This is a genomic window from Reyranella sp. (assembly GCF_965249915.1).
Lineage (GTDB): Bacteria > Pseudomonadota > Alphaproteobacteria > Reyranellales > Reyranellaceae > Reyranella.
Genome location: NZ_OZ252257.1, coordinates 4,328,471 through 4,342,000 on the forward strand (window position 1 = coordinate 4,328,471; position 13,530 = coordinate 4,342,000).

Consider the following 13,530-nt stretch of genomic DNA (forward strand, 5'->3'; position numbering starts at 1 on the left):
CTACAATGTTGCCGGAGGCACAGCATGAAGAAGTTCCGCGGCACCTACACCGTCCTGATCACGCCCTTCACCGCCGACGGCCGGAAGGTCGACGAGGCGGCGTTGCGCCGGCTGGTCGACTTCCAGATCGCCGAGGGCATCCACGGCCTGATCCCGCTGGGCAGCACCGGTGAGTTCCTGAGCGTCACGCCGGACGAGCGCCGCCAGATCGTGGAGATCGTGGTGAAGCAGGCGGCCGGGCGGGTCCCGGTGCTGATCGGCACCGGCGCGGAATGGACCGACGAGGTCATCCGCACCAGCCGCGAGGCCGAATCCATGGGCGCCGACGGCGTGATGATCATCCCGCCCTTCTACAGCGTGCCGACCGACGACGAACTCTTCACCCACTACAAGAAGGTGGCGGACGCGATCTCGCTGCCGATCATGGTCTACAACAATCCGGCGACGGCCAACGTCGACATGCAGCCGGAGCTGATCGCGCGCATCGCCGAGATCCCGAACTGCCTCTACGTCAAGGAATCGACGCTCGATCCGACGCGCGTGCGCGACATCATCCGCCTCGCCGGCGACAAGATGACGGTCTTTGCCGGCGTCCTTGGCTACGAATCCTTCTGGCTGGGCGCGGAAGGCTGGGTCGCGGTCTGCTCCAACGTGATTCCGCGCTGGTCGGCCGAGCTGTTCGAGCTGGTCGCCGACAAGCGCGACATGGATGCCGCCCTCGCGCTCTACATGAAGATGACGCCGCTGCTCTGGTGGGTCGGCGGCCCGCGCTACGTCTCCGGCACCAAGGCCGCCTTCGAGATGATGGGCATGCCGATGGGCCCGCCGCGCGCGCCGCGCCTGCCGCTGCCCGAGGCGCAACTCCCCGCGCTGCGCGACGTGCTGCACCAGATGGGCGTGCTGCCCCAAGAGGCGGCGCGCGCCCGCGCCTAGTGCGGGATGGAGCGCGCCACTCCGAGCGCAACTTTCCTCCCCCGTCATACGGGGGAGGTGGCCGAAGGCCGGTGGGGGAAAGCCACGGGTCCGAACGCTCTCCAATCGACCATCATCGGGTTGCCCTCCCCCTCCCTGCCCTCCCCCGTAAGTCGGGGGAGGAAATCGAGGAGAAGAGTCAGCGCCAAGATCAGCGATCGTCACGTGCCAGCTGGCCATCGACCGCGGCCCCATAGGCTTTGCCGTAATAGGCCTCGATGCGGCGCTGCACGAAGTCCCAGCAGGTGGTCATCGCCAGGTAGATGATGGCCACGACGATGAAGACCTCGAGCACCTGGAATTTCTGCTGCATCAGGATCTGACCGCGCCGCAGGACCTCTTCCATCGAGATCACCGAAGCGATCGACGTGGTCTTGAGCAGGCCGTTCACCGAATTGCCGAGCGGCGGGATGATGACGCGCAAGGCCTGAGGCAACACGACCAGCCGGAAGATCTGGTGCGGCTTCAACCCCATAGCCCTGGCCGCCTCGGTCTGCCCCTTGGCGACGGACAGGATGCCGCCGCGCAGGATCTCCGAAAGATAGGCCGCCTCGTTCAGCGCCAGGCCGAGGATCGCCGATTCGAGCACCGAGAAGCGCACCAGCCCGAGCTGCGGCAGGCCGGTGTAGATGATGATGAGTTGCACCAGCAACGGCGTGCCGCGGAAGATCCAGATATAGGTCTGCGCCGCGCGGACCAGCCCCTTGTGCTTGCTGAGCCGCATCACCGCGAGCACGAGGCCGAGGATTCCGCCCAGGATGAGCGTGCTGATCGTGAGGCCGATCGTCCACAGCGCCCCCTCGAGAAGGTAGAGGTTGGTGAAGTACCCCCAGAAGCCTTCCCAGTTCCAGACTTTCATGCCGGCACCGCGGGGCGCTAGGCGGGCCCCGGCCCCTTGATGGAGAAGGTCGCCTCGTCGATCTTCAGCACGCCGTACTGGTCGAGCAGCTTGTCGTAGAACCCGTCCTTCTTCAGGTCGTTCAGCGCGCCGACGACGGCATCGGCCAGCGCCTTGCTGGCGAAGGCAAAGCAGGCAATCTGCGGGAACACGCCGCTGATCGCGCGCGTGAAGTCGCCGCGCTGCTGCATGAACATCGCCGTGGCATCGATGCTGGTGGCGGCGTCGGATTGACCGGCCTTGAGCGCCTGGAAGGCCTCGGCGAAGTTGTTGAAGGTCATGACGGTGATGGGCTTCAGGCCCTTCTTGGCCACCATCTCGGCGACTTCGCGGGTGCGCCGCTCCTCGATGCCGCCCAGCTCGACCGAGATGCGCTTGCCGGCAAGATCGTCCACCGTCTTGAGGCCCAGCGGATTGCCCTTGGCGGCGAGGAAGCTGATGGCCGCCTGCTCGGTCGGCACCATGTACATCAGCTTGGACCGCTCTTCGGTCCAGAAGATGCCGGTGTTGATCATGTCCCAGCGCTTGGCGGCGAGGCCGGGGATCATGGTCGCGAATTCGGTGCGGATATATTCCGGCGCAAGGCCCAGCCGCTTGCAGCATTCGTCGGCGAGTTCGACCCGCATACCCTTCAGCTGGCCCTTGTCGTCGACATATTGCAGGGGCGGCAATGTCGGATTGATCGACATGATCAGCGTACCGGCCTTGATGAGGGTGGGCGGCGCGATCTTCGGCTGGGCGCGCAGCGCGCCCGGAACCAGAGTCATTGCCGATGCGGCGGCAGCGGCGCCGAGAAGGCCGCGGCGCTGCAGCTTGATGTCATTGAAATTGTTCATGATTTCCCCCGGAACACGATCCCCACGATCGCATGCAATTTTGACGCCGAAATCCCCCCTTGTCCCGGGATGTTTCAGACCGTACCGCACCAGCCGACAATGATGTCCGACACGACCTCGACCGCCCGCCGATAGTCTTCGACGTCGACCCATTCATCGTGCAGGCCGTTCTGCGTGAGATCGCCACCGAGAGGCCCCAGCCCGATCGTCGGGATGCCAGCCTGGACGATCGGATTGCGGATGTCGCTCGCGGTGTGCAGCGGATTGACGTGCGGCCGTTCGCCGGTGGTCGCCACGATGGCGTCGGCGACGATGCGATAGAGCGGGCTGTCCGTCGGCACTTCGGCGCCCGATATGCCCGACACCCAGTCGATGCGCGCCAGGCCCTTCACGGCCTCTTCGACGGACGCCTGGACACGGTTCATGTCCTCGCCCGGCAGCAATGAAAGCGCCCCCTCGATGAGGCCGTGCGACGCGATCCGCGTGTGAGTGCCGGGCGTACCGACAGCCATGTAAGAGATGAGCAGGTTGGAGGAGCGGCCGACCGCCTGTTCCAGCAGCGGATGGCGAGCGGTCTCGGCCCGTCGGTCCGCCAGCGCCTTCAGACGCGAATGGATTTCCATCAGCGTGTCGGCCGGATTATCGGCCTGATGGGCGAAGGCGAGATGGCTGATCTCCTGGGTCGCGGGCGGCCTTCCCTCGACGGTGATGCGGAAGTCGAGCTGGCCCAGGCAGAAGGCCTTGATCTCCCGCATGCCCACACCCGATTCGGCGGGATGACAATAGACGGCCGCATCCGCTCTCAGTCCGCCATGGAGCAGGGCCGACACACCGCGCGCGTGACGCTTGCTGGGCGTACTGGCCAGGATCACGTCTCCGGCTGGCCGGCGACCGGAGGCGAGCAGTGCGCGCAACCCGTCGATCATCATCGCCACGCCGGACAGATCGTCCGCCACGCCCCAGCCGTGGATCCGGCCGCCGTCGACGACGCCGCCAAAGGGATCGCGGCGCCATGCGTCGAGCCCGGCGAGGGGCTCGCCATCGGGATGGGCAAAGAAGATGACGCTGCGCCCCTCCCCGGCACCCTCGAAGGTCGCGACGACACTCTCGCGCTCGCCCTCGACCATGGCGCGGCTCGCCGCGAACTCCCCGACCATGGGCACGTCGCCGGGCTTGTAGCGCACCGTCTCGACGGTGCAGCCCAGAGCGCGTGCCGCGTCGGCAACGACGCTCTGAACGGCGGCTTCGCCGCCCGTCTGGGCGCCAATGAGCTGGCGCAGAAAGGAAACGGAGTCTTCCATCAGATCGCCATCCGCGCTTCCCGGCGTTTCAGCAGCCTCATCAGGCTGAACGTCGTGTAGTCGATCGGGTCGCCGTCGGGCGGCACGTCGCGTCCCCCGACTTTCAGAACGACATTACCCGGTGCCGCCTGGATCTCCAGTTCATGGCCGGTCTCGCTGATCGCCGGATCAGCCACCAGCTCGGCTTCCGTTCGATCGAGCCCGAGCCCGGCCAGCGCGACGCCGACCGATGTGTTCAAGTTGTTGGGGAAGTGACGCGCGACCTCGCGCACGCTGCCCTTGAAGAAGACGCGGCGCGTCTCGATCGATGCCAGATCGGCCAGCCGTTCGGCCGGCGTCAATCGCCACATGGCGGGTGACTTGAGCTGACGATAGATCACGCGGCTCAGCCCCTCCTCGCGCGCCGTCGCCAGCAGGTCGAGCGTCCCGATCGCACCGGGCGCGATCTCCAGGCGGCCCGGCCCCGCTTCGGCAGCCTCGATCAACCCGTCCTCGATCCGCTGATCGGCGAAGGCCGTGAGCGAAAGGGGGATCAGGTCGATGCCCTGGGCCAGCAACAGGGATCCCGTCTCGGCCAGCATCGATGCGGAGGCACACTCGATCGCAACCGCGGGCCGGCGCGCGATGAACTGGTCGAGCGACGTGCAAACCGCCGCGCTGCCCACGATCGCAGAGGCCTCCTGCACGTGCGCGGGCCGCACCAGAATCGCGGCGACGCCCGGCATGCGTACCGCCAACCGTCGACCGATCCGTCCGAAACCGACGATGCCGTATCGCGTCACGAGGGAACCACGAACCCATATCGCAGGTTCGACGGTTCGCGGCCCGCACGCTCATAGTCCGACTTGATCGCGGCGAAGCGGTCGTCGCGCCAGGCGGCTTTCTTGATGTCGTACTTGTACATTTTGGCCGAATTCTCACCGAAGATCGCGCGCTTGACCGCGCCGTCGGCGCCGCCCAGCGGCGCGAAGCCGAACTTCTTCTGCATGTCCTCGGGAATCTCGAGGCGACGCAGCGCCTCGATCTGCCATTGCGGCGCGCCGGTCCAAACCGCGTCGGTGCCCCAGACGACATGATCGACGCCCATGCCCTTGATCAGCATGCCCATCAGCGCCGCGCACAGGCGCGGCTCCGTCACCGTCGTCTGGGCGAAGATCTGGCCGAGGTCGGCGTAGACGTTGCCGACGCCGTACTTCGCGGGAATTTCCGCCAGGTCGGTCGTCCAGTCGACCCGGCCGGTCTTCTCGAACTGGTCGTAGCCACTCGCCGCAGCGCCCGGGGCGCCGGTCCAGCGGAAGGCCGAGTGGTAAATGACGAAGCGGATCTGCGGCCAGTCCTTGGCCGCCTTCCCGACATCGTCGACCGTTGCGTATTGCGTGAGATGCGGCCAGCGCTGCGAGACCGACGGCGGATAGAGGCCCTTGTGCACGCAGACGATGTCGTTGCCGGCCTTCAGCATCTTTTCATAGAAGGGATAGACGAGCTTCTCGTCGTCCATGCGCCAGGGATGGCGCGCCAGGTCCTTGTTGGTGTTGTCGCCGACCGTGTAGCCCTTCCAGGAATCCGGCTTCAGCGTCGCGATGCACTTGTCGACCTCGTCCATCCAGCCGTCGTAACCGGGCGTGAAGATGGCGTGCGACAGGCAGCGCTTGGAGCCGGCCGCCTTGTTCACCTTCTCGCGCGCCTCGGCCTTCATCTCGTTGGTCAGGAACCAGTCGCGCGGATCTTCCGACGCCGAACCGCTGATCAGCGCCACCTTGGTGTCGCTGTCGAGATAGATCTCCTTGAACCAGTTCGGATACTTGAGATCGTCGATCGTCTGCGGCCTGTCGACGAGTCCGGGATTCCATCCCGCCTTGCCTACGGCCTCGCGGCCGCGCACGAAGCCTTCGAGCCGCGTGTCGTCGCGCAGGAAGTGCGTGTGCACGTCCATGACGAACTGATCCTTCAGCCCATCGGCCCGTGCTTGCGCGAGGTCGACGCTCTTCGCCTCGGCCGGCGAGGCGCCATAGAGCGGCCCGTAGATTTCGTTCATGGCGACGAAGGCCGTCGCCATGCCTGCGGCGGTCTGGAAGAAGCGCCGGCGCGACAGGCCGTTCTTCCGGCCAAACTCGTCGCCGAGCGCATTCATGCGCGCTTCGACCTTCTTCTGCTGTTCGGTCTGCGGCACCGGCAGGAATTCGTCGCTGGAAACGACCTGGGTCGGCACCGGGGTCGCCTTGCCGGCCAGCCGGGCCGGCAGCAACCCGTCATGTTCCTCGTCGCTCAACATGCCCATGGCGGTCCTCGCGGGAGCTAGGGATCTAACGGAAGCGCGGCACCGCTGCGACGCGCTCTGCCGGAACCGTAAGCAAGAAGGCTGCCGCTTCCGCTGTCAACGTCGGCAGCCCTCTACTTCGACTTCGGTGTCGCCGCGACTCCGGGCACATGGTTGAGGACCGAATGGACGAGGCCACCGTCGACCAGCAGCGACTGGCCGGTGATGTAACTGGCCTGCGGTCCCAGCAGGAAGGCGATGGCGTCGGCGATGTCGCCCGGCTTGGCGACCCGGCCGAGCGGCACCATCCTGGCCCTCCCGCGCGCCAGCGCCGGCTTGCTGTAGATCGCGTCCGTCATCGAGGTATGGACGAAGCCCGGGCAGACGGCGTTGGCGCGGATGCCGTCGGGCGCCCATTCCTGGGCCATCATCTCGGTCAGCATGATCAGCGCCGCCTTGGTCGGGCTGTAGGCGCCGGTCGGAAGCTGCGGCACGACGCCGGCCATCGAAGCCAGCATCACGATGGCGCCCTTGGAGCGCTTGAGATGCGGATGGGCCGCCTTTGCCAGCAGCCAGTTGGCGCGCAGGTTGATGTTGAAGACCCGATCCCAGGTCGCGAGGTCGAGATCGACCAGCTTCGCGGGCGCGGTGATGCCGGCATTGCCCACCAGCGCATCGATGCCGCCCATCGCCTTGACCGCCGCGGCGATCACCTTGGCAGGCTCCGTGGGTTTGGCCATGTCGGCCTTGAGCGTGCGCACCGTGCAGCCCGAGGTGCGCAGGTTGGTGGCCAGCGCCTCGAGCTCGTCGAGATAGGCCACGTCGCACAGCGTCATGGCTTCGGCGCCGTCGGCGGCCAGTTTCAACGCGGTCGCTCGACCGATTCCACGGCTCGCGCCGGTAATGACGACCCGCATCGTTTCTCCCCCTTCTCCCGTTTTATGGGGAGGAGGGTGGCACGGTTCCCGGCCTGGGGTCGATGGGGAGCAGCCGATCGAATCCGACCAGTTTCTCGTAAAGCGCCGCGGCCTGCAGGAGCGCCGCCTCGCCGCGCGGCTTGCCGACCAGCTGCAGGCCCACCGGCCGCCCGAAACTGTCGAAGCCGCAGGGCACGGCGATCGCCGGGCTGCCGGTCACGGTGATCGCGGAGTTGAGGGTCGAGCCCGACATGTAGTTCTCGAGCTTCTTGCCGGCGATGGTTTCCGGCGCGCGCAGGTTGACGTCGAAGGCGGCGGTCGGCGCGCCCGGCGTCACCAGCAGGTCGTAGGTCTGGAAGAAGGCGAACATGCGCCGGTACAGCGCCGCGCGCTCGCGTTCGGCCCAGGCGAGCCGGCTCGTCGTCTGCTTCTGGCCAAGCTCTGTGTTCCAGATGATGTCGGGCTTGAACTTGTCGCGGTACTGCTGGATCTGCAGCTCGCGATCGACGAGGAACTGCTGGCTGCGGAAGGCCATGAACACTTCGTCGACCGGACCGAAATCGGGCGAAACCTCCTCGACGATGCAGCCCAGCTCCTCGAAACGTTGCGCCATCTTCGTGCAGATCTCGCGGATCTCGCGGTCGACCTCGAACCGGCCGCCGAAGTCGATGGTGAAGGCGACGCGCTTCGGCAAGACCGGACTGGCCACGGCTGCGCTGAACGACACGGCCGGGGCGTCGAAGGTCATGGCATCCAGGGGGCAGAAGCCCGACATCGTGTCGAGGAACAGCGCCAGGTCGGCGACGTTGCGCGCCATCGGCCCCTGCACCGACTGCGGCGAATAGAGGTTGTTCGAGGTGCCGCGAGTCACGCGACCCGCCGACGGGCGGAGGCCGACCGTCGAGCAGTAGGTGCCCGGCCGCCGCAGCGAGCCACCATGGTCGGAGCCGTGTGCCAGCCAGACCTCGCCGGTCGCCACCGAGACCGAGCCGCCGCCGGTGGAGCCGCCGCAGGTGAGCGAGGTGTTCCAGGGATTGCGCGTGCGGCCAAAGACCTCGTTGAAGGTGCTGCCGCCGGCGCCGAACTCCGGCGTGTTCGACTTGCCCATCACGATGCCGCCCTTGCGCTCGATGCGCTCGACCAGCGGGTTCGATTTCTCCGGCACATGGTCGGCGAAGATCGGCGAGCCGTAGGTGGTGCGCACGCCGGCCACATCGGTCAGGTCCTTGATCGAGACCGGAAGACCGGCCAGCCAGCCCGCCTCGCCTTCGGCCTCGTTGGCGGTGCCTTCCATGATCCGCTTCGCATGGTCGCGCGCGCGATCGAGGCAGAGCGTCGGCATGGCGTTCACCGCCGGCTCGACGTCGGCCATGCGCGCGGCCGAAGCCTCCACCAGGTCGAGGGGCGAAATCTCCTTCTTCTTGAGACGCGAAACGGCCTCGACTGCGGTAAGACGCCAAAGTTCGTTGCTCATGCATTGCCTCCAGTCACCACTGTGCCAGCCTTCGCTGCGTCCTGTCTGCCTTCCCTGTCGCGCAAAGCCGGTTTAGCTGCCTTGACGGCTCCGCATGCGCGCCGGCCCGATATTCGCCCACGAGGAAACGCCCGATGAAAACCGATCGCCCCGAAGCCGCCGGCCCGCTCAAAGGGCTGCGCATCCTCGATATCTCGACGGTCGTGGCCGGCCCTTTCGCGGCGGGTCTGCTGGGCGACTATGGCGCCGAGATCGTCAAGGTCGAGATACCGGGCGTCGGCGATTCGCTGCGCGCGCTGGCGCCGCACAAGGACGGCGTGCCGCTGTGGTGGAAGGTCACCAACCGCAACAAGAAGGGCATCACGCTCGACCTTCGCCTGCCCGAAGGCCGCGATCTCTTTGCCAAGCTGGTGGCCGACGCCGACGTGCTGGTGGAGAACTTCCGCCCGGGCACGCTCGACGGCTGGGGGATCACGCGGGCCTGGCTGCAGGGGCTCAATCCGCGCCTCACGATCCTCAGGGTCACCGGCTTCGGCCAGGACGGTCCCTATGCGGGGCGGCCGGGGTTCGCCCGGATCTTCGAGGCGATGAGCGGCTTCACGCAGATCTGCGGCGAGGAGGACGGCCGGCCGTTGCATCTCGGCTATCCGATCTCCGATGCCGTCGCCGGCCTGTTCGGCGCGGTGGGAATCCTGGCCGCCCTGCACGATCTCACGCAGCATCCCGAGCGGCGCGGCCAGGAGATCGATTGCTCGGCCACCGAGGCGATGATGCGCACGCTCGAATTCCTGGCCATCGAATACGACCAGCTCGGCGCCGTGCGCACGCGGTCGGGCAACCGCAGCCAGTATGCCGCGCCGGGCAATGTCTATCGCACGGCCGACGACAAGTGGGCGTCGATCGCGGCCTCGACCCAGAGCATCTTCGTGCGGCTGTGCGCGGCGCTGGACCTGAAGCACCTGCTGGAGGATCCGCGATTTGCCCTCAATCCGGCGCGGGTGAAGAACTACCGCGAGCTCGACGAGATTGTCGGTGCTGCCATCGGCAAGCTGACCCTCGCCGAATTGCGCGAGACGTTCACCCGTCACGAGGTCGGCTTCTCGCCGATCTACGACATCGCCGACGTGTTCGCCGATCCGCAGTTCGCGGCGCGTCAGGCGATCGTGAGCGTGCCTGACGCGGAGCTGGGTTCGGTGCGCATGCAGGGCGTGGTGCCGCGCTTCTCCGAAACGCCGGGCGCCGTACGCCATGCCGGCCCGGCGATCGGCCAGCACAATGACGAGGTGTATGGCGGCCTGGGCCTGACTCCTGCGCAGATAGAGGGCCTCAAGGCCCGCAAGGTCATCTAACTCTCTATTCCTCCCCCGTCTTACGGGGGAGGAGATGAAAGCTAAGGCAAGCCCACAATGTGCCGACGTCGCTGGGCCGTATAGAGGATGCCCAGCAGCATCAGGTTGAGCAGGTTGAAGGCGAGCGCCGACTGGAAGGCCGACGTGTAGGACAGCGTCGCGTCGAAGATGAAGCCGCCCAGCCAGCCGCCCGACGCCATGCCGGCCATCGCGAACAGCATCACCACGCCCAGTCGCCAGCCGGCGATCGTCGGGCCGTAGAGGAAGCGCAGGTTCAGCGCATAACCCTGCACGATGGCGATGAAGGGAATGCCGTGCAGCAGGGACAGCGCATAGATGCCGTTGATGTCGCGGACATAGAGGAAGCCGACCAGCGAGCCGATCTGGATCACCGAGCAGAGCAGGCTGACAGGCAAGGGACCGATGCGCTGGGCCAGCCGCGCCATGACGAAGGTGGCGACGATCGCCGACAGCAGCACCAGCGACACCGCCTCGGTGCCGCGTGCCGCCGGGTAGCCCAGGTCGCCGCAGAAGGCGACCATGTGAACGAAGGGAATCGCCATGGCGGTGCAGCAGCAGAAGCCCGCCGCCGACAGCAGCAGCATGATCGTCGAAGAGGGCAGCGGCAGGTGCACCTTCTCCTCGCGCCGCCGTCCGCCCGGACCGCGCAGGGTCGGCGCCGCCCGAACGTAGAGTGCGCCCAGCAGCAACAGCCCGCCGGCCGACAGGCCGTAGACCAGCAGCGTGTCGCGCCAGCCGATCTCCGGCAGCAGCAGACGATAGACCTGCGGCCAGACCGAGCCGGCCACCGCCGGTCCGATGGAAATGAGCGCGACGGCCATGTTGCGCCGCTTGTCGAACCAACCCTGCACGTTGTTCATCGCCGGCGTGAAGGTGCCGGCATTACCCAGGAATCCCAGCAGCACCGCATAGCCGGCATAGAGGGCAAGCTCTCCACCGCGCGAGGCGACCCAGCCGCCCAGTGCGATGCAGACACCGGCAATGACGAGCGGTACGCGCGGGCTGGTACGATCGGCCAGCCAGCCCATGAAGACGCCACCCACGCCCATGCCGAAGAAGCCCACCATGTAGGCGAAGGACGGCACGGCGCGCTGGTCGCCGAAATCGGCCGCCATCTCCTTGAGGCCGACCATGGGCAGGTAGATGCCGCCGCCGCCCAGCGCGACGCAGGCCATCGAGACCAGCGCCAGCCGCCACGCATAGGCGCTGTCGACACCCCTCCCCGGCGAGGCGACGCTCACTCGCGCGCCAGCGCCGCCGCGGCTGCCTGCTCGGCGTCGAGCACCTGGTCGTCGTCCATGAGTACGGTGACCTTGCGCAGCTTGCCGGTGAAGGCGAACGGCGCCTCGTAATGCGACACCGGGCTCGACCGGTCGCGGCCGATGTCGAGGCCCGACCAGGAGATGAAGCTGACGAAGCCGTTCTGCGTGTCGAAGCTGCCCGCCGGCTCGCCGTCGATCAGGAGGGTGGCGAGGTTGCGCCCCTTGTTGCGCCGCATCTGGACCGCGAGCTTGCGGTTGCCCGCCGGTACCGGCCGGTCGGAGACGATCAGGTGATGCTCTCCGCCGATGTTCATGTCGTAGGCGAGCTTGCCGTCCTTCATGTAGAGCGAATAGCCGGTGGTGGCGTCGCCATGGGCGATCAGCACGCCCTCGGTCATCGCCCCGTCGACCTGCACGTCGGCCTCGATCGTGTAGGTCCGGTTGCGCACGTCGGGCGCCACGTCGGTCGGCACATGGCCCATGCCGGCGTGGAAGACGAAGCGGTTGCGCGGGCCGTGGAAACGCTTGGCATTGTCGGCGAAGCGCGGCGCGAAGCGGTCGTCGAGCGGCAGCACCTTGTGCGCCTCGGCCTGCCGCCACCATTCGTCGATCATCGCCTTCAGCCGCTCCGGCTCCTTCTCGGCGAGATCGTTGGTCTCGTTGAAGTCCTGGTCGAGATGGTAGAGTTCCCACTTGTCGTTGGCGAAGTCGGCGCCCGGCGGATGGTAGGAGACGGCCTTCCAGCCGTCCTGCACCAGGCCGCGATGGCCGAACATCTCGAAATATTGCGGCTTGGCCTTCGACTTGGCCTTCGCATTCTTGAGGCTCCTGGCGAAGCTGGTGCCTTCGAGCGGCATCTGTTTCACGCCGTTGATCGCCTTGGGCGGCTTGATGCCGACGACGTCGAGCAGGGTCGGGACCAGGTCGCTGGCATGGCAGAACTGATGGCGCAGTTCGCCGCGCGCGGGGATGCCCTTGTCCCAGGCCATGACCAGCGGATCGCGGATGCCGCCGCCATGGGTGTTCTGCTTGTAGCGGCGCAGCGGCGTGTTGGCCGCCATCGCCCAGCCCCACGGGAAGTTCGAGTGCGTGTCGGGGCCGCCGATATCCTCGATGCGCGCGATCTTCTCCTCGAGCGATTCGCGACGGAGATTGTAGGGACCCATGGCGTTGATCATGCCGAACGGGCCGCCCTCCTGGCTGGCGCCGTTGTCGGACATGACGATGACCAGCGTGTCGTCGAGCTGGCCGCTGCTCTCGAGGAAGGCCATCAGGCGGCCGATATGCTGGTCGGCATGGTCGAGCATGGCGGCGTAGGCGGCCTGCAGCCGGGTGAACAGGCGGCGCTCGGGCTCGGCAATCTCGGCCCATGGCCGCACGGAATCGTTGCGCGGCGGCAGCTGCGTGCCCTTCGGCACGATGCCCATCTCGATCTGGCGCGCGAGGCGCTTTTCACGCTCGGCGTCCCAGCCTTCGGCAAAGATCGAATCGTATTTGGAGACGAGGTTGAACGGCGCCTGGTGCGGCGCGTGACAGGCGCCGAAGGCCAGCCAGGTGAGCCACGGCGTTTCGGCATTGTCGGCGGTATGGTCGGCGAGATAGCGGATCGCCTGGTCGACCAGGTCGGAGGTGAGATGATAGCCGGTGGCGAAAGTGCCCGGCGGATCGACCGGCGTGTTGTCGCGCACCAGCTCGGGGGCGAACTGATCGGTCTCGGCGTCCATGAAGCCGTAATAGCGGTCGAAGCCGCGGCCCAGCGGCCAGCCATCGAACGGGCCGGTCGCGCCGGACTCCGTGAGCGGCGTCACGTGCCACTTGCCCAGCATGTAGTTGCGATAGCCGTGCGGGCGCAGCATCTCGGCGATGGTGCCGGCCTCGCGGCTGATCTTGCCGCGATAGCCGGGATAGCCCGAATCGAAGTTGGCGAGGCAGCCGACGCCGACCGAATGATGGTTGCGGCCGGTCAGCAGGGCGGCCCGCGTGGTCGAGCACATCGCCGTCGTATGAAAGCCGGTGTAGCGCAGCCCGCGCTTGGCGAGGGCGTCGATCACGGGTGTCTCGATCGGTGAGCCGTAGCAGCCCAAGTCGGAGAAGCCGACATCGTCGAACAGGATGACGAGGATGTTCGGGGCGCCTTTCGGCCGCTTCGGGGCTTCCGGCCAGTGGGGCTGTGACTCCTGAACAGTCTTGCCGATCTTCCCGTGATGTCCCGTCATGCGTTTCCTCTTTCGTTGTCGCGGTTG

Annotated in this window: 11 protein-coding genes; 2 read left to right on the forward strand and 9 right to left on the reverse strand. The window is 66.9% G+C overall.

Features of this window, described 5'->3' with window-relative positions:
- Positions 1 to 24: 24 nt before the first annotated feature.
- Positions 25 to 933 carry a 4-hydroxy-tetrahydrodipicolinate synthase gene (gene dapA, locus ACP15H_RS21455; protein WP_425068166.1) on the forward strand — a complete coding sequence of 303 codons (909 nt, stop codon included), beginning with the start codon at positions 25 to 27 and terminating at the stop codon, positions 931 to 933.
- Positions 934 to 1,123: 190 nt separating this feature from the next.
- Here the strand turns inward: dapA and ACP15H_RS21460 are convergent, their stop codons facing one another.
- The 7 genes from ACP15H_RS21460 to ACP15H_RS21490 form a co-directional block, all read right to left on the reverse strand.
- A complete protein-coding gene (locus tag ACP15H_RS21460; RefSeq protein WP_425068167.1) occupies positions 1,124 to 1,831 on the reverse strand; it encodes an amino acid ABC transporter permease in 708 nt (235 codons plus the stop codon).
- A gap of 17 nt (positions 1,832 to 1,848) precedes the next feature.
- On the reverse strand, positions 1,849 to 2,706 hold the full coding sequence (locus ACP15H_RS21465) for an ABC transporter substrate-binding protein (RefSeq protein ID WP_425068168.1): 858 nt from the start codon (positions 2,704 to 2,706) through the stop codon (positions 1,849 to 1,851).
- 74 nt (positions 2,707 to 2,780) lie between these two features.
- Entirely contained in the window at positions 2,781 to 4,007 is a 1,227-nt protein-coding gene (locus tag ACP15H_RS21470) for a M20 family metallopeptidase (RefSeq protein ID WP_425068169.1), read from the reverse strand.
- Positions 4,007 to 4,789, reverse strand: a complete 783-nt coding sequence (locus ACP15H_RS21475; protein WP_425068170.1) for an aspartate dehydrogenase — start codon at positions 4,787 to 4,789, stop codon at positions 4,007 to 4,009. Before ACP15H_RS21475 ends, ACP15H_RS21470 begins: the two co-directional genes overlap by 1 nt.
- Complete coding sequence (locus ACP15H_RS21480) at positions 4,786 to 6,285, reverse strand: amidohydrolase family protein (RefSeq protein WP_425068171.1); 1,500 nt, start codon at positions 6,283 to 6,285, stop codon at positions 4,786 to 4,788. Before ACP15H_RS21480 ends, ACP15H_RS21475 begins: the two co-directional genes overlap by 4 nt.
- 113 nt (positions 6,286 to 6,398) lie before the next feature.
- On the reverse strand, positions 6,399 to 7,181 hold the full coding sequence (locus ACP15H_RS21485) for an SDR family NAD(P)-dependent oxidoreductase (RefSeq protein ID WP_425068172.1): 783 nt from the start codon (positions 7,179 to 7,181) through the stop codon (positions 6,399 to 6,401).
- 22 nt (positions 7,182 to 7,203) lie between these two features.
- Entirely contained in the window at positions 7,204 to 8,655 is a 1,452-nt protein-coding gene (locus ACP15H_RS21490; RefSeq protein WP_425068173.1) for an amidase, read from the reverse strand.
- Between the two features lie 134 nt (positions 8,656 to 8,789).
- Here ACP15H_RS21490 and ACP15H_RS21495 point away from each other — a divergent pair, with 134 nt between their 5' ends.
- Positions 8,790 to 10,004 carry a CaiB/BaiF CoA transferase family protein gene (locus tag ACP15H_RS21495; RefSeq protein WP_425068174.1) on the forward strand — a complete coding sequence of 405 codons (1,215 nt, stop codon included), beginning with the start codon at positions 8,790 to 8,792 and terminating at the stop codon, positions 10,002 to 10,004.
- Between the two features lie 41 nt (positions 10,005 to 10,045).
- Here ACP15H_RS21495 and ACP15H_RS21500 read toward each other — a convergent pair whose 3' ends face one another.
- Entirely contained in the window at positions 10,046 to 11,266 is a 1,221-nt protein-coding gene (locus ACP15H_RS21500) for an MFS transporter (protein ID WP_425068175.1), read from the reverse strand.
- Entirely contained in the window at positions 11,263 to 13,503 is a 2,241-nt protein-coding gene (locus ACP15H_RS21505; protein WP_425068176.1) for an arylsulfatase, read from the reverse strand. The genes ACP15H_RS21500 and ACP15H_RS21505 overlap by 4 nt, the downstream gene beginning before the upstream one ends.
- Positions 13,504 to 13,530: the final 27 nt, after the last annotated feature.